Consider the following 20,835-nt stretch of genomic DNA (forward strand, 5'->3'; position numbering starts at 1 on the left):
TACAGATTAGAAACGTGCACGCAGGCTTGCACCCAGGCTCCTGGTAGGACCAGCGGTACCACCATCCACACCCTGGCTGAGCCAGGAAGAACCAACTGCCGCTTCAGGGTCAAGACCGTGAGGCAGTGATTTGTAGACATAGAGGAGGTTGCGGCCAATCAGGGAGAACTGCAGGCCCTGGAAATGTAACTTGCTTACCAGGCTCTTTGGCATGTTGTATGTCAGCGCTACTTCACGTAATTTAACGTAGCTGTTGTTGAATACAGCAGCGGAGTAGTCGCCGTTACCTTCCCATTCGTATCCGTTGAGGTAGTATTGTGCAGCAGAGATCACTTTAGTGTTTGTTGCTCCTGTAGATGTCACACCATCAAGGATCACACCATCATTATGCGTACCATCTGTAGCAGCTACAAAATTGTTGGTCGCTGCATTTACTACGTTGTAGGCAATACCACCATGTGCTGCATCCCTGTATTTAAGAGTGCTTTTGTACATACCTGCACCGATCTGGTAGTAAGTTGGGAGAGAGATCAGTTTACCACCAAAGCGATAGTCGAGTGTGAAATCGAGCGACAGATTCTTGTAAGAAATGGTGTTGGAGAAACCACCTACTATTTTAGGCATGATGTTGCCTGCGTATTTGTAGTCAGATGTGTTGTTATAGTGAATGCCATCATCATTTACCATGAGGTTGCCCTTATCATCTGTAGCACGGGGGTGTACATAGATGTTACCTAATGCGTCTCCTACCTGGGAGCGGATGATCAGGTAGCCACCATCATAAGAAGCGCTGGTCAGGTTGGTTTCGCTTCCGTTCAGGGAAGAGAGCTTGTTCCTGTTCACAGCAAAGTTGAAGCGGGTATTCCACTGGAAATTTTTCAGTGCAACAGGAGTAGCGCTGATAGCAGCTTCATAACCGTAGTTGGAGATATTTCCTGCGTTCACCAGCATGGAAGAAGCACCATTGGAAGCAGCAGTGCTCATGGTGAGTATCTGGTTCATCACCTTGTTGTTATAGTAGCTGAAATCTACGCTTACTTTGTTTTTCAGCAGTCTTGTTTCCACGCCAAACTCCATTTCCCTTTTCTTTTCAGATTTCAGGGCCTCATTACCGAAACCGGAGTTATTAGGCTGCTGGTACAGCAGATTTGACTGATTGTAAGTAACGGTGTACTGGTTGTACAGTACGTTAGACTGGTACAGGTTAGGGTGGTTACCAACAAAACCGTAAGAAGCTCTCAGCTTGGCATAATCTACCGCTTTAGGCATTTTCACTACATCGGAGAGGATGAAGCCTGCGTTAAAGGAAGGATAGAAATAGCTGTTCACTGCAACAGGCAGCGTGCTGGTAGATTCGTAGCGACCAGTACCTTCAATGTACAGGAAGCTCTTATAGTTCAGGTTCAGCATGCCGAAACCTGCCACGTCCATCTGTTCTGCGCGGATGGAAGAAGAGGACAGCGCATTGGCAGAGTTTACGAGGGAGAACCAGTTTTCAGACACCAGGCCACCCTGAGTGGAGATCGTCTGGTATTTGTAAGTTTGCTTACGGCCGGTGAAACCGCCGGTGATAGTCAGGTCCAGATCTTTAGAGAGTTTTGGATTGTAAATGGCCATCGCGTCTCCGTAGAATACGTTGTTGTTCCTTGATTCGACAGCATACATACCTGTATATCCGAGAGCAGCTGGCTGGGTATTGTGCTGTTCATTGGAAGTGCTCAGGCTGGTGAAGTCGCCCCCTACCCTGCCGCGTACACGCAGGTTATCCAGGATAGAAACGTTCAGTGTAGCGCTGTTGATGAAACGGTTTTGTGTTTCGTTATAGCTGTTACGCAGGTTGTCCCAGAGGTAATCCATCAGCTGAGTAGCCCTGATATTGTAGAGGATCTTCTCATCCTGGTCATAGCTGTTGTTATCGTAGGTTACGTATTTATAACCGTCTGTGGTCCTGTACTTCCTCTTGTAGGTGTTCATATCATCCATACGGCTGAAGAAACCATTATAAGAGCCGAAGACATTGGTTACCACATTGGCGCGGTTATGTACGAAGCTGTTGTTGTAAGTGGACACGAGGTCAACGCTCACTTTGTTGCTCAGCTTCAGTGTACCGTTGAAGTTGAAGTTGTTCTTGTACATATTACTGCCCGGCATGATGCTCTTGTAATCTGTGCGGGTAGCTGACAAACGGAAGGAACCTCTGTCAGTTGCATTGGACATTGCCAGGTTCACTATAGAGTTGTGCCCTGTTTCATAAAAGTCTTTATAGTTGTCAGGGTTAGCGGAATATTTCCTGGTGGTACCATCCCAGTAAGATACTTCGCGGCCATCAAACTTAGGACCGAACTGACCATATGCCCTGTAATAAGGACGAACGGAACCATCTGCGTTAGCATACCATCCGTCTGCGGTATAACCGTTGGCAATGTTGGACCCCATGTCATAGCCAGGACCGTAGTCGTTCTGGTAGTCAGGGCTCAATGCCAGTTTTTCCTGTGTATATATATAGCTAAGATCAACGCCGAGGCCCTTGTTCTTAACACCTTTCTTAGTAGTGATCACTACAACACCGTTAGTGGCTTCAGAACCGTAGAGGGCAGTAGCACTGGCCCCTTTCAGGATAGTAAGGGACTCTATGTCCTCCGGGTTGATATCAAGTGCACCATTACCATCAATCCTGTTGTTGGTAGTACCGAAAGAACCCGAAGTAAGGTTGTTGAAGTTCCTGATGGGCACACCATCTACTACATACAAAGGTTGTGTGCTCAGACCTACGGAAGATACACCTCTCACCTGTACGGATACAGCGCTGGAAGCGCCACCGGGAGCAGATACGATCTTAACACCTGCTGCTTTACCATACAATGCCGAAGCGAAGTTGGTACTACCGGTCTGCGTCAGTTCCTTTGCACTTACCGTGCTTACGGCATAACCGAGGGCGCGGGCTTCTTTCTTGATACCCATTGCAGTTACTACTACTTCATTCAGACCCTTGCTGTCAGGTTCCAGTTTGATATTACCTGTTACTGCATCAACCGGTAATTCCTGTTTCAGATAACCGATGTAAGAAATAACCAGAGTAGCATTAGGTGCTACCTGCAATTTGAACGAACCATCAGGATTAGTGGTAGCTCCATGTGTGGTGCCTTTTTCCTGTACGCTTACGCCTACAAGCGGACTACCTTTCTCATCCAGAATGGTTCCTGAAACAGTCTTTTTTTCCTGGGCTATGGCTGAAAAAGCGCATAGGAGGAACAGGACCGTACATACAATAAACGATCTTTGCATTGAATTGCTTGTTTTTGTTGATAATATGTGTGTTTAAGCAAATACCTTCTCCCGGACGTATGCAGGCGCATATATCCATCATCCCCGTAAGTTCTTCTTATGTTGTTGGCTGAATTATGAAATCATCATAAGCTATTATTGTCCGTTTTTTGATAAAATGCCTCCCTTTTTGCACATGACAAATGCGCAATGACGTGGTACTTGAATACTTACAGCTAGATTAAATGATAGGGATAAAGCTCATTATTCATGAGTAATACTACGAGCAACAGTTTCCAGGTTAAATAGTGCGGGATGTGATGAGAATATCACGGGATAAACTTATAGAAAGTTTTAAGAGAAACAAAACATTTTGTTAAAAAGGAGAAAATTAGATTGGTTTATGGGAAGAAAATACAGATTGAAAAAACGGGGAGAAAAGTACAATAAAAGGTACCATTCGTACATTGATACCCCTTCCATACCAGCCTAAATTTGTGTTATCAAATCATTCAAAACACACAATAAAACACAATAGTATGAAACGCACAGCATCCGCTATCTGGAACGGTACCATTAAAGAAGGTAAAGGCGCTATCTCTACACAAAGCACCGTTCTGAATAATACACAATACTCTTTCAACAGCCGTTTTGCAGATGGAATTGGTACTAATCCGGAAGAGCTGATGGCTGCGGCGCATGCCGGTTGTTTTACTATGAAGCTTACTGTAGATCTTGAAGCTGCCGGGTTTAAGGCAGAGACGCTGGAGACGACTGCGGCTATTACGCTGGATAATGGGGTGATCACGCGTTCGGATCTGGTGACGAAGGCAAAGGTACCTGGGATTAGTAATGAGAAGTTTCAGGAAGTTGCGGCTGGTGCGAAGGCTAATTGTCCGGTGAGTAAGGCTTATAACCTGGAAATTACTTTGCAGGCGGAATTGGTGGGATGAGAGGGGTCAACACTTAATCATATATCCTAAATCAGATCCTCTCCGGTTGCCGGAGGGGATTTTCTTTATAGGTAAGAGCTGCTCCCCCACCAGGAATTAGGGACGGGATTTTTTTATAGGTAAGGGCTGCGTCCTTACCGGGAATTAGGGAGAGGATTTTTGTATAGGGAAGGCTGCACCTTTGGGCGGGTAAATGCTAAAATCGTTTTAGCTGAAAAATCTCGTTTTTCTGAGCTTTTTTTCTCGGAAAATTTCTATTTTAGGCTTTCCATTAGAAGAGTTTATGAAAATCAACCCTATGGGTGACAGCGATCAACTATTTCGGGCAGCACTATTTTTAATTTAGAATTCCACAAAACAGCATTTGTTATGAAAAAAAATGTTGGGTTAGCTGACTGTATTATCAGGACCATCATAGCTATAGTAGCTATTTTCCTGAACTATATTATGATCATCACCGGCACAACAGGTACTGTCACGGTGATTGCGTCTGTGGTCCTATTGCTTACCAGTCTCAGTGATTTTTGCCCTATATACGCTATGTTTGGCATCAGCAGCCGGCAGCAGAAGGCTGGCAACCAGGCCTGATATGTTGATAAAAGCATTTTTTATTCAAAAACGTTATCTTACCTCGTAAAATACACGTTTATGAAGGGAATGCTCCCGCTTATCTTCTGTATAGCCGCTACAGGCGTACAGGCCCAGGAACTGAAACTCAGTTCTCCTGATAATAAGATCTCCATTACCATTAATAACAGTGAATCATTACGATATAGCGTAGCATACAATGGCATATCCGTTATTCACCCTTCCCCACTCGGCTTTTCTTTCAGGAATGAGCCTGATATGGGTAAAGGCCTTATCCTCAGAAACAGTAAACAACATACTGTTAATGAAACCTGGCAGCCTGTAGTAAGGGCGAAGCATGAAACTGTTACCAATCATTATAATGAACTGGAAATACAGCTGATCGAGAAAGATAGCCTTAAACGCCGGATAGATGTTTTTTTCCGGGCTTATAATGATGGTATTGCATTCCGGTATCAGCTTTACAGATCTGAAAAGATCGGGCACAGGGAGCTCACCAAAGAGCTGACTGGCTTTTACATGCCTCAAAATGCCAAAGCATGGATAGAGAATTTAAGATCTTATACTACTTCACAGGAAATGGAATTCAGGCCTTTTCCGCTGGACTCTGTACAACAACATACCATTGCAGGGCTTCCTATGCTGATAGAAGTAGATAAGCAACATTATGCAGCTATCACAGAAGCTAATATTGACAACTACCCGGGATTTTACCTGGGCAGGGCAGATAGCGGGACAGATGTGGTACATCTCGCCACAAAGCTGTCTCCCCTTCCGGGCGAAAAAGAAGATGGTATAAAAGCCCGCTTTGCGGATAAACAGCTTACTCCATGGCGGGTAGTGATGCTTGGGTCCAAACCGGTAGATCTGATCACATCAGAGCTTATTCAGAACCTCAATGAGCCCTGCGCCATTGCAGACCCATCCTGGATCAAACCGGGGATAAGCGCCTGGGACCATTGGTGGAGCGGAGAAGTGAAAATGGAAATGCCGGTTATCAAACAATATATAGACCTCGCTTCGCGTATGGGCTGGCCGTATATGCTGATAGACTGGCAATGGTATGGCCCGTTCAATAAGCCTGAAGCAGATATTACTAAACCCGCCCCGCAGATAAATATGAAGGAAATACTGGAATATGCCAGATCAAAGAATGTACGCTGCTGGTTATGGTTGTATAGCTCAGATGTAAACAGGAACAATAACTTTGAAGCAGCTATGGCACTGTATGAGCAATGGGGCATTACAGGTATCAAAATAGATTTTATGGACCGCGATGACCAGGATATGGTGAACTGGTACAGGGAGATCATCAAAGCAGCTGCAGCACATCATCTCATGGTAGACTTTCATGGAGCATATAAGCCGGACGGCATTACAAGAACATGGCCGAATATGATCACCAGAGAAGGGGTGCTGGGAGAAGAATATTCAAAATTTTCTACCAGGATCAACGCTACGCATAACGTTACACTGCCATTTACAAGGATGCTGGCAGGACAGATGGATTATACGCCGGGCGGCTTCCTGAATGTAACAAAGAAAGAATTTAAAAACCAGAACCCTACAATGGTAATGAACACCCGTTGTGCGGAACTGGCTAAGTTCGTGATCTATGAAAGCCCGTTTATGGTGGACTGTGAACATCCGGACCATATCAAAGATCAGCCGGGAGAGGATTTTCTGAAGATAGTGCCTACTGTATGGGATGACAGTAAAGGTATTGATGGTTATCCGGGAGAATTTATAGTAATGGCGAAACGCAAAGGCAATGACTGGTTCATTGCTGCCATGACGAATGAATCAAAGAGAACAGTAAAGATCGTAACGGACTTCTTGCCGGCAGGCAATTATGAAGTGGAAATATGGCAGGATGCCCGTCAGCCGCAACAACTGAAGCATGAGGTTAAAAAGACGATAAAGGCCGGTGCAGGTATAACTATCAGCATGGCTGAAAGTGGTGGTTATGTGGCACGGTTAAGACCTGTACAACAATAAAAGGTTTTATAACCTTTCTATCTGACGGCGGTAATCATACTGCAGGTCTTCATGCTGGCCGTCAATTGCTTTTTCAATCTTCTTTACCTGTTGTATATACAGTTTGGTGAGTGCGAGGCTCTCTCCTACTTTAATATCAGCTTTCTTCACCTTCATGCAGAAGTAGAGTAACAACTCTATTTCTGCCTGTTTGGAACCGGCATATTTAATATGCTTGTTGGTGATACGCAGAATTTTCCTGAGATGTTTCTTTACAAAGTAAACATTCTCTCTTGGCCGGTCTGCAAAAGCTGTGTCCATTTCAGCTTTTACGGCATCGATATATGCCTGCAGGTCGTGCGATTCAAAGATGAGATAAGTGAGCAGCTCTTTATTCTCTTTCTTGAACTTAGCCAGCCGCAGGGTCATTTCTACCAGCTGCGCCGGCGGCAGTTCCTGTAATTCTTTTTTCAGTTCATTGATAGTAGCGGCCTTCATGCAATAACTATTCGGTATAGAAATCTATCAGGGCGCCGAAGTAGGCGTCATTCCATCCATCAACAATATCTTCATAGGCATCGTCGGGGATGTTGGTATGTTTCAGTTCTACGTCTGTTCCTTTTTTGTTAAGGTGCAGAATAATAGTAACGATAGAGGGCTCTTCCTGTTCTCCGAAATACCATTCCTGCACTATTTTCTTATCTTCTACAAATTCCAGGTTCATACCTGCGATGCTGTCACTCCAGAGGGAGAATTCAGTACCGGGTTCTGTAGACATCTCTGCCGGCTCGCCGGTCCACAGTTGTATGGTAAGCGGGTTGGTGAGCGCTTTATAAAGATCTTCCGGAGGAGCCGGAACGATGAAGTGTTTTTTGTAGTCTTTCATGCGGGCAAAGCTAGCTAATTAAAATATTAGCCTGTGTAAAAAAAATCGCTTTTGCCGATGGCAAAAGCGATTTTTTTGTGAGAGGGTTTGACCTCAGGTCAAACGATCTGTTATTTCCTTTTGAACCAGGTATCAGGAATAGCCTGTATCTTTCCTCCATTCACCCGATATTCCAGTTTCAGCGTATAGCCGCCGCCACCTTCAATAAATTTCACTTCAAAGGGATGTAACCCTTTCTGCAGCGCTATCTGGCCGCTTTTCTGAACAGGGGCATGCCATCCATCGTTATCTATCACCTTATCATTTTCTATATAAAGGTTGGCACCATCATCCGCAGTAAGGAAAAAGCTGTAGATAGCTGTCTCCGGTACATCTATATATCCTTTCAGGGTAGCACCAAAAGGTTTGCCGCCTTTACCCATTCCTTCGGGTATCACTACGTTGGGAATCAGAACGGTGCTATCTGCCGCTTCCGTGAGCCTGGTCACGCTCTTAATAGAACTATTATAGTAACCCAGTTGCAGGCCCGGCTGCAGCCCTTCTACGATAACAGGCTTAAAGAAAGACTGCTGGCGGTAGTTAAGGGTATAGATATCGCTGCGGCTGCCGGAAGGGCTGAAAGATGCCAGTTTGATAGTTCCGGGGCCGGGAATGATATAATTAGCAGGCAGCTCAGCAGATGTTGCTGAGGGAGGCGTACCATCTGTAGTATAGCGGATAGTGATGTCCGGAGCTGGTTTTTCCAGTTTCAGGACCGTTTTGCCCACCAGTACGTTATCGTCAGTGAAGCCATCCAGGTCGGGCAGGCGGTAATGTACGTTCAGCTTATCCAGGCGTTTGTACTGGGTGCTTAAGCGGCCGAGGTAACCGTCATAATTCTCTTTATGCGTCCACAGCACTTCCGCCAGGGCGGTCATACGGGGCATGTACATGAAATCAGCCCGTTTCTCTGAAGGGATATATTCTGTCCAGATGTTAGCCTGGGCGCCGATGATGAACTTAGCCTGTTCAGGTGTAAGCCCTTTGGGCACCGGCTCAAAGTGATATACGTTGGAAATGGAATTGCGGTCAGGGATACCGTCGAAGTACAGCGGGTTGCCCGGTGTCATGATCACCTTGTTACCATGCTGAGCAGCGTGCACCGGTGCGTCAGGTACCCAGCTGCGCCAGTACATGAGGATAGCGGTTTCACTGATGCCGCCTTCCAGGATCTCGTCCCAGCCAATGAGCTTTTTGCCTTTGGAGTTGAAGTATTTCTCCATTCTTTTTACGAAATAGCTCTGCAGCTCTTCTACTGTTTTCAGATTGTTGGCTTTCATTACAGAATCGCAGGAAGGGGCTTTGGCCCAGGTGCTCTTTTCTACTTCATCTGCACCCAGGTGGATATATTTTGAAGGGAAAAGGGCAATTATTTCGGAGAATACGTTCTCTGCAAATTCGTAAGTGGTTTCGTTGCAGGGGCAGATAGGCGTCGTGAATAGTGGTCCCCAGGTAGAGCCACCCACGCAACTCAGATAGGGATAGGATTTGATAGCCGCCATCATGTGGCCCGGCATATCAATTTCCGGGATGATCTCTACATGGCGGGCAGCCGCGTAGGCTATCACATCTTTCATCTGTTCCTGTGTATAAAACCCTCCGTAAAGGGTTTTGCCGTTGCGCCGGATGATATGGGATTTATCTATCTCCATATCAGGGTTATCTGCGGCCTTTTTCATGCATACAGAGTCCTGGTTGTTGAACTCGCGCCATGCCCCTTCTTCCGTCAGTTTGGGGTATTTTTTTATTTCTATACGCCAGCCCTGATCGTCAGTCAGGTGCAGGTGGAACTTGTTCATTTTGTAAAGCGCCAGCAGGTCAATGAACTTCTTCAGGTAATCTACAGAGAAGAAGTGACGGGATACGTCCAGGTGCATACCGCGCCAGCCGTATACCGGGTGGTCGGAGATAGCTGCTGCAGGTATCGCTATTTTAGCCAGTTTTGCATTCTTTACTCCTTCTATAGCAGAAGGCATGAGCTGACGGAGGGTCTGAATGGCACGGAAAACGCCGGTACCTGTCTTAGCGGCGATAACCAGTTGTTTTGCTGTGATGTCCAGTGTGTAATCTTCCTCTCCCGCCAGTTGTTCATTCTGTTTCAGAACAATACTGCCTGCAGCGGCGTTGGTGGTGGTAGCCAGTTGTGCCCCCAATCCCTGCCTGATGAGCGCCTGTAACTGTGTTACTTCGTTCGCAAAAAGCTTCTTATTAGCCTGCAGTACCAGCTTTGTTTTGGTGGTGATGACAAATTCACCCTGCCTTGCTTCCAGTTGCTGAGGATAGGGAATGATGCCGTAACGGGGAGATGTTGTTTCCTGCGCACGGGCGGTAGAGATACCCAGCAATGCGCTGAGCAGCAATACGCCGGTAAGCCTGAATGATTTGAACATAATAAATTCTTTAAGCATGATAAGGAAGGGGCAAAATACCCCGAATATCAGCAGTAAACTGATGCCATATTGATCATTACTGGAGTAATATTGACGTTTGCTCCTGCCAGGACGTTATCTTCAGTTTTTCGAAGAAAGCTGTCTCCTCTATTTCCATGACCTGTCCCGGTTGCAGGCTGCCCAGTTCCAGGTCTTCGATAGACACCCGGATGAGCCGGTGGCAATGGTGCCGGATGGCGGCCATCATCTTCCGGATCTGGCGGAATTTGCCTTCGGTCAGCGTAATGAGCAACCAGCTGTGAGCCAGGTCAGGTCTCAGTTCATGAGCGCGGGGAAAGAGGTTTGCAGGCTTTTCTACCAGTTCCACATGACAGGGGGAGGTGATATAGTCCACCCCTCCTTTTATACGGATAGATACGCCGTTACGCAGCTGTTCCAGCGTTTCCTGGCTGACGATGTTCTTTACCTGTACAAGATAAGTACGTTTATGAGGTGTTTCGCTTTCAAACAGCAGCTTTGTAACTTTCTTGTTGGTGGTGAGGATAAGCAGGCCTTCGGAATGATTGTCCAGCCGGCCAACGGCATGTGTTCCTTCGGGGAAGTTATAGTCCAGGTCTCCCAGTAAATTCACCTTATCAGGACTGATAAACTGTGAGACCATATCATATGGTTTATTGATGACAAAATACCGGTGGCCGCTTTCGTTCATATACTGCTATTGAATCTGCTAAGATATGTGCAAATCTGATTAATATCTTTCTAATTTCTTTTATTAACTATGAATAATTTAGCCATATGCAACCACTTCATACAAAAGCGCTGGGCCTGGTACTACTGGCAGGCCTCTGGCAGACAGGAAAGTCGCAGCTGAAAAAAGATTATCCCATACAGCCTGTAGCATTTACCCAGGTAAATGTAACAGACAATTTCTGGGCACCCAAGATCAGAGTGAATGCGGATGTTACTATCCCTTATACGCTGGAGCAATGCCGGAAGACGGGCAGGATAGATAACTTCAAAAGGGCGGCTCATACTATTCCGGGCGATTCCATGACGGAATATACTTTTGACGATACAGACCTGTATAAAGTGATAGAAGGCGCCTCCTATGGCCTGCAGGTGAAAAAGAACCCGGAGCTGGAAAACTACCTGGACACGCTGATATCTATCATTGGCGCGGCACAGGAAAAGGATGGATACCTGTATACTTTCAGGACTGTCAACTCTTCACATCCGCATCCGTGGATAGGTACGAGGCGCTGGGAGGAAGAAGAAGACCTGAGCCATGAGCTATATAACTCCGGTCACCTGTTTGAAGCGGCCGTAGCGCATTACCAGGCGACCGGCAAGCGGAACCTGCTGGACATAGCTATTAAAAATGCAGACCTGCTGGTGAAGACATTCGGGTTTGGAAAAGAGGAGCGATTTCCTGGTCACCAGATAGTGGAAACCGGGCTGACAAAGATGTACAGGGTTACCGGCAAGAAAGAATACCTGGACCTTGCCAAGTTCTTCCTGGATGTACGTGGTCCGGGGAAAAAGCACAGTGGGGAATATAACCAGTCCTATAAAAAAGTAGTGGACCAGCATGAGGCCGTGGGGCATGCAGTGCGCGCTACCTACATGTATACCGGTATGGCTGACGTAGCTGCACTGACGGGCGATCAGCAATACCTTCGTGCTATAGATGATATCTGGCATGACGTGGTGGAAAAGAAACTATATGTTACCGGTGGTATTGGCGCTACCGGGAATGGAGAGGCTTTCGGTAAACCATATGAACTGCCTAATATGTCAGCCTATGCAGAGACCTGCGCCGCTATTGCCAATGTATACTGGAACAGCCGTATGTTCCTCCTGCATGGAGATGCCAAGTACATAGATATACTGGAGCGTACTTTATATAACGGTTTGCTGAGCGGAGTGTCTCTGAGCGGAGACCGTTTCTTCTATCCCAATCCGCTGGCATCTATGGGTCAGCATCAGCGTAGCGCATGGTTCGGCTGCGCCTGTTGTATTTCCAATATGACACGCTTCCTGCCTTCTATGCCAGGATACATTTATGCACAGAATAAGAATGACCTGTATGTGAACCTCTTTGCCGGCAATACGGCCAACATCACATTACCAGCCGGAAAAGTGCAGATAGTACAGCAGACAAATTATCCGTGGGAAGGAAAGGTAAGCATTGCCGTTACACCAGCAAAAGCTACTGCCTTTGCGTTGCATATCCGTATACCGGAATGGGCGGCAGGTAAACCGGTACCTGGCAACCTGTACTTTGATGCAGACAGCAGCGGGAAGAAGAAGATAAATATCCTGCTGAACGGTGAGCCGTTGAAATACCAGTTAGTGAAAGGTTATGCGGTGATACAACGGACCTGGAAAGCGGGAGATAAGATCAGCTTTGAGTTCCCAATGGAGGTGCAGAAAGTGCTTGCCAACAGCGAAGTAAAAAGCGATGTAAACCGTTTTGCGCTGGAGCGTGGGCCTATCATGTACTGCCTGGAAGGACCGGATAACAAGGATGCTACTGTGCAGAATATAGTGGTAAATAAAAATGCGGCGGTGAATGCAGTATACAAACCTGATATGCTGAACGGCGTGACCGTACTGGAAATGCAGGGAACTTCCTCCAGCAGGCAGCTGAACAGCGATAAGCTGATAAACACAACGCAGGAAGTGACCGCTATCCCCTACTATGCCTGGGCTAACCGCGGACCAAGTGAAATGACAGTATGGATACCATACGAAGCATCAGCTTCAAGGCCTAAGCCAGCACCGACCATCGCATCCAAAGCAAAGATCAGCGCTTCTACTCCTAACAGGAGGATGTATATGGCGTTGAACGACCAGTATGAACCAGCTAACTCAAACGATAATACGGGCGTATATCTTCACTGGTGGCCCAAGCATAACACCCTGGAGTGGGTACAGTATGATTTTGACCAGGAATACAGCGTATCATCATCGCAGGTATACTGGTATGATGACAGTCCGTTTGGAGATTGCCGCATACCGGCTTCCTGGAGGATATTGTACAAACAGGGAGATCAGTGGGTGCCGGTGAAAAACACAACTCCTTATCCCGTTTCAAAAGATAAATACGACAGCGTACAGTTTGAACCGGTGAAAACAAAAGCATTACGACTGGAGATACAACTGCCGGTATCCAATGCTTCCGGTATTCATGAATGGATCGTAAAATAAACACATGAAGCGTTACTGTCTCTTATTCCTATGCGGCTTTATCCAGGCTGCCACAGCCCAGGTGCATTATGAACTGGCTGTTGAACCAGCCAAGAAAAATATACATGTTGACCTGCAGGTAAGCGGATTGAAAAAGGATTCGCTTTTGCTGAAGATGCCTACATGGACGCCCGGTTATTACCAGTTCATGAATTATGCAGAGAAGGTATCTGGTTTTGAAGTGGAAGGTGGCGGCGGCTGGCGGCATGCACAGAAGAATACATGGGTGGTTGATTGTAAAGGGAAAAGTACAGTGCATATATCTTACGACGTGAAGGCTGACAGGAACTTTGTAGCAGGCAACTATGTGGATAGTGCGCATGCGTTCATCTCTCCCGCCGGCGTGTGTATGTATACAGAAGGGAAAGTGACGGTGCATGTAAAGCCTTTTCCAGGGTGGAATAAAATAGCCAGCGGAATGGATACGCTGGCAGACGGGAGCTTCCAGGCCGCAGACTTTGATCAGTTATATGACAGCCCGATACTGGCAGGGAAGCTGGAAACGCTTCCCTCCTTTTCTGTACGCGGTGTACCTCATTATTTTACCGGGTATAACCTGGATGAATTTGACAAGGTGAAATTTACCGGTGATATGAAGAGGATAGTGGAAAGCGCTGTCAATATTATAGGTGATATTCCCTACAAACATTACACGTTCTTAAGCATAGGCCCGGGTATGGGAGGTATTGAGCATCTCAACTCTACTGCCGTATCTTTCTCCGGCGAAGCCCTGGAAGATCCTACCGGCAGGTTACAGATGTACAGTTTCCTGGCGCATGAATATTTTCACCATTACAATGTAAAGCGGATACGTCCTGTTGAGCTGGGACCGTTCGATTATGAGAATGGCAGCAGGACTGAAATGCTGTGGATGTCTGAAGGGTTTACTGTTTATTACGAATATCTTATAGTACGGAGGGCGGGGTTGAGTACCTCTGAGGAATGCCTGCAGCAGTTAAAGCATAACATTGTTGCACACGAGAGGAGGCCGGGGAAGGCTTATCAGTCGCTCGTACAATCCAGCTGGAATACATGGTCAGACGGTCCTTTTGGGGGTGGCGCCAAAAGCATTTCCTACTATGAAAAAGGGCCTATCATAGCATTGCTGATGGATCTGCAGATCAGGCATAATACAAACAATAAAAAGAGCCTGGATGACGTGATGCAGTTGTTGTATAAGCGCTATTACCAGCAGGCAGGAAGAGGGTTTACAGGCAGTGAGTTCAGGGCCGTGTGTGAGGAAGTGGCCGGAGGCTCGCTGGAGGAAATATTCAGTTATGTGTCTACGGTTAAGCCGATTGATTATAACAAGTACCTAGCTTATGCGGGGTTAGTGGCGGATAAAGGTTTTGAGATAAAGCGGGTGTCAAAGCCGGGAAAGCTAGAAACGGCTATTTGTGAGAGTATTTTTTAGGAGGGTTTGGGATATACAATAGTTGTGCAATAAGTGTCAATAAGGGAAAAGTGCTTGTAACAAACGTGGAACATAGTACTATCAGTGGACAATTACTATTTTATCGATATATCCTAAAGACTTTTTTTGGAGAGATTGGGTTACTTATAGCCTCTTACTAACCCTCCCTGTAAATTTTATCAGTCTGACTTATCGTTATGCAGAACCCAACTCCTACTTTCCGGTATTACTAATCCAGTTATTGACTTTCATTTTAATCAGTTGGATTATTTATAAATTCTTTTTAAGAAACATGAAAAAAGTATGACTGATTAAAATTTATTATTTTTTGATAAACTCTCCTGTTACATCATAAGTTAATTCTGACAATGAATGACTACTCCTCTCCGCCTCATGGCAGAGAAAATAGATTGATTAAATAAAAAAGAAGGAGTTAAAAGTCAGAGAAAGAAATTGGGACCCCAACGGTTTGCAAGTCTAAGGTAATTAAATCTAATAAACAAAAAAGATAGTATGAAGTAGTGTGGGACCGGCTAAGATTTTAAACAGGTGTACCCAAAACGATAAAATATAAACTCACCAAATCACTATTTTCAGCTATATACATGAAAATGCTTTGTTTTTAAATTTGCCAAAAAATTGACATGATCAGATCTTCAGTCCTAACAACCTATATACTCATATTGCTACAGGCCTTCGTGGCTTGTACTTCATCTACCGAAAGCAATACTCCGAAGACGAAGTTCTCATTAAGCTTCCGTCAGGATGCCGGGAATGTAGATTCAGCCAGGGTCATTGCTGAATGGAGAGGGCTTATCACTTTAACGGACCCTAATCCGGAATTTGGCTCTGCATTTGAAGTATCGTTAAAAAAACAGGATACTTCCCTGGTATTAGAGATCTCCCCCGAACTGGTGACAGATCATCGCCAAAACCTACAACTGTTTTTAGACTCTTTAGTGAAACACCCCTCTTTATTGTCTCCGGCAGCGAAGGCACAGATAAAAATACACGAGGATGACACGGAGCTCCTGACACTTTTAAAGCTGAAAACACGCGATTCTTTCACCTTTCAACCTCTTCCGGAAACCGCTTACTGGACATACCAACACCAGGAAATTCCCAGCTACGGAGGGCTTAAACAATCCTATGTAAGCACCTATCTGACCTATAAGCTGGCGGATCCAATTCCCTCTCTACAATATACACTGGGATTCAATGATGAAGGAGGAGAAAAAAACGCTGTGCAGAACGCTCTCGCATCCATATTTCAAAGTATGCCTCCTTCTACTATAGATTATTCAATAACTACAGGAAATGCTCCTGTGGATAGTGGCTGGAAAGATCTGACAAATAATTACCGTTTATTTGTTGATTCGAACCAAATTACCCTCAATTGGACTACTATAGACTTTGAGTTCCATACTTTCTCTCCCATATTGGATCAGGATACCCTTATTAAAAGCAACATTGCTAAACTACCTGCGGCAAATCCTGTAATTTATCATGTATTGATGGCGCCGGAGTTATCCCGCGTGCTAAAGTCCTATCAGTTTATCATCGTCATGAATTAAGCCTCCCCCTCAGGATTCAGGTACCAATCCACTGATACCGCTGGACGCTCAAAGAAATGTATTGACGCATGAAGATATACGACATCTTGAGCAGCAATAGCTTTATTATAAATCAACCGATCCGGGCAACGATTTTTTAACTAAGTTTGCAGTGCTATGTCACTGTACATTACTTCATTAAACTCAGGCAGTAACGGGAATTGCTACTACATCGGGAACGATACGGAAGCCGTGCTGGTAGATGCGGGTCTTTCCTGCAGGGAAACAGAGCGCCGCATGAAGCGCCTGGGATTAAGTATGCATACAGTGAAAGCTGTTTTTATCTCACATGAACATACAGACCATATCAAAGGTCTGGAAGTCCTTTCAAAAAAATACAGTTTACCCGTTTATATTACTGAAAGCACCTTAAAAAGCGGTGGTCTTACTTTACAGGAAAATGCGGCATTGCCATTTGAGGCTTATATACCTGTACAGATAGGTAATATTTCCGTGACAGCTTTCCCCAAGTTCCATGATGCCATAGAACCACATAGCTTCCTGTTATCCTGTAATGATATCAAAATAGGTGTATTTACAGATATAGGAATTCCCTGTGAACATCTTATCAAACATTTCCAGCAATGTCATGCTGCTTTCCTGGAAACTAATTATGATGAGCAGATGCTGGAACGGGGACGTTATCCCTGGCATCTTAAAAACAGGATACGCGGCGGGAAAGGGCATCTTTCCAACAGGCAGGCGCTGGAATTGTTTAGGACCCATAAGCCGGCGTTTATGAGCCATCTGCTGCTCTCCCATCTGTCAAAAGATAATAATGATCCTGATATGGTGCAGGAGCTGTTCAGACAGCATGCCGGGCAGACGGAAATCATTGTAGCTTCGAGGTTTAATGAAACGGCTGTGTTCCAGATCAGGCGTGCGGATGATGTTAGTTTGAAAAAAGAGGTTTATACGCAGGGGCAGCTTTGTTTTTGAGAATGATCAGATACTTTTTATGATAGTGAGTAGGGAATTGCTCAAAAAAATTGCTTTTGCCGAAAGCAAAAGCAATTTTTTTGAGGGTGTTTTTTGTGCTGCGCACGGTTTTAAAGAATAAAATTTTTGAGGGCGTTTTGTGTTGGAGTGCGGCTTTAAAAATAAAATTTTAAGGGTGTTTTTTGCGCTGCGCGGCTTTAAAAGCAAAAAGGAGATACCTGGAACTGACCGCTACTACCTTTTTGAATGATCTTCATCATACCCCGCTTTTCTCCGGCACGATAATTTTGCAACATATAAAAAACATTATATGCTGAACACTCAATATATCCCAGCAGAAGAAGCCGTTAAATGCGTAGAATCAGGTAATCGTGTATTTATACATGGTAGTGCCGCCACTCCCATACATCTTGTAAAGGCTCTGCAAGCCAGGCATGCAGAGCTGCGGAATGTAGAGCTGGTCAGTATCACAACGCTGGGAGAGGTAGACTTCAATAATCCTGTTTACCGGAAAAGCTTTTATTTCAATTCCCTTTTCGTCTCCACAGCTACAAGAGCTGTTGCCAATAGTGATCATGGTGATTATGTACCTATTTTCCTCAGCCAGATACCACAGCTGTTCCGTCAGAACATCCTGCCACCGGATGTGGCTATGATACAGGTATCTCCGCCGGATGCACACGGCTACTGCTCTCTCGGTACATCTGTAGACATAGCGAGGGCTGCCGTGGAAGTGGCTAAATATGTAATAGCACAGGTCAACCCGTTAATGCCCCGTACTCATGGAGAAGGATTTATACATGTTTCCAAATTTCACGCTGCCGTATGGCAGGAACAGGCGTTGCCTGAAGTGAATTACGGATCGCAGGTAACAGATGTAACAGTGCAGATAGGACGTAATGTGGCTGAACTGGTGGAAGATGGCGCCGCTTTGCAGCTGGGCATCGGTACTATTCCCGACCAGGTGCTGAAAAACCTGACCAATCACAAAAACCTTGGATTACATACGGAAATGCTGTCTGACGGTGTGATACCACTCATAGAAAAAGGGGTGATCAATAATAGCCGAAAAAAAGTGAATGTTGGTCGCTCGGTAACGGCATTTATGGTAGGTACGCGTAAGCTGTATGATTTCGTAAATGATAACCCGGCCCTGAGGGTAATGGATATAGCATATGTGAATGATACAAGCGTGATCAGGCAGAATTCTAAAGCAACTGCTATTAACAGCGCCATTGAAATAGATCTTACCGGGCAGGTATGTTCTGATTCTATTGGCACTTACCAGTATTCAGGCATAGGCGGACAAATGGATTTTATGCGGGGAGCATCCCTTTCTGAAGGCGGCAAACCTATTATTGCGCTCCCTTCTGTTACCAATAAAGGTATTTCCAGGATAGTACCTTTTCTTAAAGAGGGTGCAGGTGTGGTTACTACCCGCGGACATGTGCACTGGGTGATCACGGAATATGGCAGCGTGAACCTGTTTGGCAAGAGCCTTAAACAAAGAGCAAAAGCGTTGATGCAGATAGCACACCCTGACCATAGGGAAATATTGGACAGGGCGTTTTATGAACGTTTTATAAAGGGCAGGGAGTAAGTGATTTTTCTAAGGGAGGAAATTGCCCGAAAAAGTTGCTTTCGCCAAAGGCGAAAGCAACTTTTTCGAGAGTATTTTTTGCGCCGCGCGTAGCTAAAAGATTATTCTGAAGAGCTATGGCTGACAACACCCTGTTCATTTGTTTCTACAGAATGCATGATCTTCTTACGATGGTTACGCCCCCAACTAGCCATTTCACAGATAATAGGGTCCAGCGTTTTGCCATACTCCGTCATTTCATACTCTACAGTAACAGGTTTGGTATCATAGACCGTTCTTTTCACCAGGTCGTTGATCTCCAGTTCCCGCAATTCTTTTGAGAGCATTTTTGACCCTATTCCTTCTACCTCACGCTGCAGTTCCATAAACCGTTTATTACCAAAACTGAGTGAGCCAAGAATAGCTATCTTCCATTTCCCGTTAAGGAGATCGAGGGTATCATGAATAGCCCTCATATGCGCCGCACAAGCAGCTGCATTTCTTTCTTCCGGCTTGATCTTACTGTTCATAATTTAACCTTGGTTTCCCCAGAGAAAGTACTTTCCTCAGGGATAGTACTTTCAAAAGTAAAGCAAGTTTCTGTAATTTGCAACATTAAATATTACAGTCATGTCCGGTAAAATGAAAGTTGAGATATGGTCGGATATCATGTGTCCGTTCTGTTATATAGGTAAACGCAGGTTTGAAGCAGCTATAGAGCAATTTCCGGGAGCGGAGAATGTAGAAGTGGAATGGCATAGTTTCCAGCTGGACCCTACAATACAGTCAGGTCATGGGGATAATTTATACAGCTATCTGTCTAAACGTAAAGGCATTCCTTATCAGCAAGCGGAGGAAATGAACCGCCAGGTAAGCGCTTCCGCTGCTCAGCTGGGGTTGACCTATAACCTGGATAAAGCAGTAGTGGCTAATTCTTTTGATGCCCATCGCCTGATACAATATGCCAAACAGCATCAATTGGGAGATGAAGCAGAAGAAAGACTGTTCAGGGCTTATTTCACAGAAGGAAAAGATATGAGCGATCATGCGACCCTGGCAGAACTTGCAAAAGAAATAGGACTGGAAGAAGAACCTGTACGGCAGATGCTGGCAGGCAACCAGTTTGCTACTGAGGTAAGAAAAGATATTAATGAAGCTGAGGCCCTGGGTATAAGGGGAGTTCCGTTCTTTGTGTTTGACAGGAAGTATGGCGTATCTGGCGCGCAGCCGTCTGAAGCTTTCCTGCAGGCGCTGACAAAGTCTGTTGAAGAATGGCAGGGAGATGCGTTGAATGGGCAGGTATGTACGCCTGATGGGGAGTGTAGTTAAAACTGCTTTAAAAAAGAATGGTTTTGCCTTCAGCAAAACCATTCTTTTTTAAGATTTAAGAGGTGCTTGTTTTTAAGAAGAGATAAATAAAAGTAAGATCATCTGATAAGGATTTACCAATATCCTTCTCTTACTGCTTTCCATGCCTTTCCCATGTGATTTCCCACTGTCTTTACAGAAATACCCAGCTGGTCTGCAATTTCCTGGTACTTCCTCCCTTCTATTTTACACATCACAAAGATCTTCCTGCACATAGCCGGCAGGGTGTCAATACGTTCCCACAGAGCAGCAATGCGCTGGTTATGGATCACTTCATCATACACTTCATCGGCAGTGGTATCTTCGATAGAAGGAGTTAATTCAACCGGGATGATCTTCCGTGTATTGACCATATCAAGACTTTTATTTTTTACTATCCTGTAGAGATATGCTCCTATATCGCCAATAATATTCAGCGTGTCACGTTTTAACCATATGTCTGAGAAAGCATACTGTACAATATCCCTGGCATCTTCTTCATTTTTTGTGATGCGTAGTGCAACTATACATAGATACCTGTAATGTTTTCTGAATAAGGCTTCAAATTCTTCAGGTGATTTCCAGCTTCCGGACATA

The 20,835-nt window shown here is 45.2% G+C and carries 16 protein-coding genes; 9 read left to right on the top strand and 7 right to left on the bottom strand.

The annotated features are described in order from the left end of the window. Positions 1–6: 6 nt before the first annotated feature. Complete coding sequence (locus GO493_RS11805) at positions 7–3,285, bottom strand: SusC/RagA family TonB-linked outer membrane protein (RefSeq protein ID WP_157306363.1); 3,279 nt, start codon at positions 3,283–3,285, stop codon at positions 7–9. 518 nt (positions 3,286–3,803) lie between these two features. On the opposite strand from GO493_RS11805, the gene GO493_RS11810 reads away from it, so the two are divergent. From GO493_RS11810 to GO493_RS11820, 3 genes are all read left to right on the top strand, one after another. Then, on the top strand, positions 3,804–4,217 hold the full coding sequence (locus GO493_RS11810; protein WP_157306364.1) for an OsmC family protein: 414 nt from the start codon (positions 3,804–3,806) through the stop codon (positions 4,215–4,217). 369 nt (positions 4,218–4,586) lie between these two features. Continuing rightward, on the top strand, positions 4,587–4,805 hold the full coding sequence (locus GO493_RS11815) for a YgaP family membrane protein (protein ID WP_157306365.1): 219 nt from the start codon (positions 4,587–4,589) through the stop codon (positions 4,803–4,805). Between the two features lie 60 nt (positions 4,806–4,865). Then, positions 4,866–6,803, top strand: coding sequence for a glycoside hydrolase family 97 protein (locus GO493_RS11820; protein WP_157306366.1), 1,938 nt, complete (start codon positions 4,866–4,868; stop codon positions 6,801–6,803). 6 nt (positions 6,804–6,809) lie between these two features. Here the strand turns inward: GO493_RS11820 and GO493_RS11825 are convergent, their stop codons facing one another. The 4 genes from GO493_RS11825 to GO493_RS11840 form a co-directional block, all read right to left on the bottom strand. Further along, positions 6,810–7,280 (bottom strand): hypothetical protein, encoded by a 471-nt coding sequence (locus GO493_RS11825; RefSeq protein ID WP_157306367.1) that lies wholly within the window; start codon positions 7,278–7,280, stop codon positions 6,810–6,812. 7 nt (positions 7,281–7,287) lie between these two features. Continuing rightward, a complete protein-coding gene (locus GO493_RS11830; RefSeq protein ID WP_157306368.1) occupies positions 7,288–7,668 on the bottom strand; it encodes an SRPBCC domain-containing protein in 381 nt (126 codons plus the stop codon). A gap of 110 nt (positions 7,669–7,778) precedes the next feature. Continuing rightward, positions 7,779–10,097, bottom strand: a complete 2,319-nt coding sequence (locus tag GO493_RS11835) for a family 20 glycosylhydrolase (protein ID WP_157306369.1) — start codon at positions 10,095–10,097, stop codon at positions 7,779–7,781. 76 nt (positions 10,098–10,173) lie between these two features. Beyond that, entirely contained in the window at positions 10,174–10,806 is a 633-nt protein-coding gene (locus GO493_RS11840) for a pseudouridine synthase (RefSeq protein WP_157306370.1), read from the bottom strand. 86 nt (positions 10,807–10,892) lie between these two features. On the opposite strand from GO493_RS11840, the gene GO493_RS11845 reads away from it, so the two are divergent. The 5 genes from GO493_RS11845 to GO493_RS11865 all read left to right on the top strand — a co-directional run bounded on the left by GO493_RS11845 (position 10,893) and on the right by GO493_RS11865 (position 18,912). Continuing rightward, a complete protein-coding gene (locus tag GO493_RS11845) occupies positions 10,893–13,307 on the top strand; it encodes a glycoside hydrolase family 127 protein (RefSeq protein ID WP_157306371.1) in 2,415 nt (804 codons plus the stop codon). Positions 13,308–13,311: 4 nt separating this feature from the next. Continuing rightward, positions 13,312–14,760: a M61 family metallopeptidase gene (locus GO493_RS11850; protein WP_157306372.1), complete on the top strand. Its 1,449-nt coding sequence runs from the start codon at positions 13,312–13,314 to the stop codon at positions 14,758–14,760. A 644-nt stretch (positions 14,761–15,404) separates the two neighbouring features. Then, positions 15,405–16,334, top strand: coding sequence for a hypothetical protein (locus GO493_RS11855; protein WP_157306373.1), 930 nt, complete (start codon positions 15,405–15,407; stop codon positions 16,332–16,334). 156 nt (positions 16,335–16,490) lie between these two features. Then, positions 16,491–17,312 carry an MBL fold metallo-hydrolase gene (locus GO493_RS11860; protein WP_157306374.1) on the top strand — a complete coding sequence of 274 codons (822 nt, stop codon included), beginning with the start codon at positions 16,491–16,493 and terminating at the stop codon, positions 17,310–17,312. Between the two features lie 310 nt (positions 17,313–17,622). After that, a complete protein-coding gene (locus tag GO493_RS11865; RefSeq protein WP_157306375.1) occupies positions 17,623–18,912 on the top strand; it encodes an acetyl-CoA hydrolase/transferase family protein in 1,290 nt (429 codons plus the stop codon). A 101-nt stretch (positions 18,913–19,013) separates the two neighbouring features. Here GO493_RS11865 and GO493_RS11870 read toward each other — a convergent pair whose 3' ends face one another. Then, entirely contained in the window at positions 19,014–19,421 is a 408-nt protein-coding gene (locus GO493_RS11870; protein WP_157306376.1) for a winged helix-turn-helix transcriptional regulator, read from the bottom strand. Between the two features lie 100 nt (positions 19,422–19,521). On the opposite strand from GO493_RS11870, the gene GO493_RS11875 reads away from it, so the two are divergent. After that, a complete protein-coding gene (locus tag GO493_RS11875) occupies positions 19,522–20,220 on the top strand; it encodes a DsbA family oxidoreductase (protein ID WP_232538818.1) in 699 nt (232 codons plus the stop codon). Between the two features lie 113 nt (positions 20,221–20,333). On the opposite strand, the gene GO493_RS11880 is transcribed toward GO493_RS11875, so the two are convergent. Then, positions 20,334–20,834 carry an RNA polymerase sigma-70 factor gene (locus tag GO493_RS11880; protein ID WP_157306377.1) on the bottom strand — a complete coding sequence of 167 codons (501 nt, stop codon included), beginning with the start codon at positions 20,832–20,834 and terminating at the stop codon, positions 20,334–20,336. Position 20,835 lies beyond the last annotated feature (1 nt).

The sequence above is a fragment of the Chitinophaga tropicalis genome (assembly GCF_009758205.1).
GTDB lineage: Bacteria > Bacteroidota > Bacteroidia > Chitinophagales > Chitinophagaceae > Chitinophaga > Chitinophaga tropicalis.

Excerpts from the sequence above, each read along its gene's own strand:
- GO493_RS11805 (WP_157306363.1), bottom strand. The coding sequence starts at position 3,285 with ATGCAAAGATCGTTTATTGTATGTACGGTCCTGTTCCTCCTATGCGCT.
- GO493_RS11810 (WP_157306364.1), top strand. The coding sequence starts at position 3,804 with ATGAAACGCACAGCATCCGCTATCTGGAACGGTACCATTAAAGAAGGT.
- GO493_RS11815 (WP_157306365.1), top strand. The coding sequence starts at position 4,587 with ATGAAAAAAAATGTTGGGTTAGCTGACTGTATTATCAGGACCATCATA.
- GO493_RS11820 (WP_157306366.1), top strand. The coding sequence starts at position 4,866 with ATGAAGGGAATGCTCCCGCTTATCTTCTGTATAGCCGCTACAGGCGTA.
- GO493_RS11825 (WP_157306367.1), bottom strand. The coding sequence starts at position 7,280 with ATGAAGGCCGCTACTATCAATGAACTGAAAAAAGAATTACAGGAACTG.
- GO493_RS11830 (WP_157306368.1), bottom strand. The coding sequence starts at position 7,668 with ATGAAAGACTACAAAAAACACTTCATCGTTCCGGCTCCTCCGGAAGAT.
- GO493_RS11835 (WP_157306369.1), bottom strand. The coding sequence starts at position 10,097 with ATGTTCAAATCATTCAGGCTTACCGGCGTATTGCTGCTCAGCGCATTG.
- GO493_RS11840 (WP_157306370.1), bottom strand. The coding sequence starts at position 10,806 with ATGAACGAAAGCGGCCACCGGTATTTTGTCATCAATAAACCATATGAT.
- GO493_RS11845 (WP_157306371.1), top strand. The coding sequence starts at position 10,893 with ATGCAACCACTTCATACAAAAGCGCTGGGCCTGGTACTACTGGCAGGC.
- GO493_RS11850 (WP_157306372.1), top strand. The coding sequence starts at position 13,312 with ATGAAGCGTTACTGTCTCTTATTCCTATGCGGCTTTATCCAGGCTGCC.
- GO493_RS11855 (WP_157306373.1), top strand. The coding sequence starts at position 15,405 with ATGATCAGATCTTCAGTCCTAACAACCTATATACTCATATTGCTACAG.
- GO493_RS11860 (WP_157306374.1), top strand. The coding sequence starts at position 16,491 with ATGTCACTGTACATTACTTCATTAAACTCAGGCAGTAACGGGAATTGC.
- GO493_RS11865 (WP_157306375.1), top strand. The coding sequence starts at position 17,623 with ATGCTGAACACTCAATATATCCCAGCAGAAGAAGCCGTTAAATGCGTA.
- GO493_RS11870 (WP_157306376.1), bottom strand. The coding sequence starts at position 19,421 with ATGAACAGTAAGATCAAGCCGGAAGAAAGAAATGCAGCTGCTTGTGCG.
- GO493_RS11875 (WP_232538818.1), top strand. The coding sequence starts at position 19,522 with ATGTCCGGTAAAATGAAAGTTGAGATATGGTCGGATATCATGTGTCCG.
- GO493_RS11880 (WP_157306377.1), bottom strand. The coding sequence starts at position 20,834 with ATGTCCGGAAGCTGGAAATCACCTGAAGAATTTGAAGCCTTATTCAGA.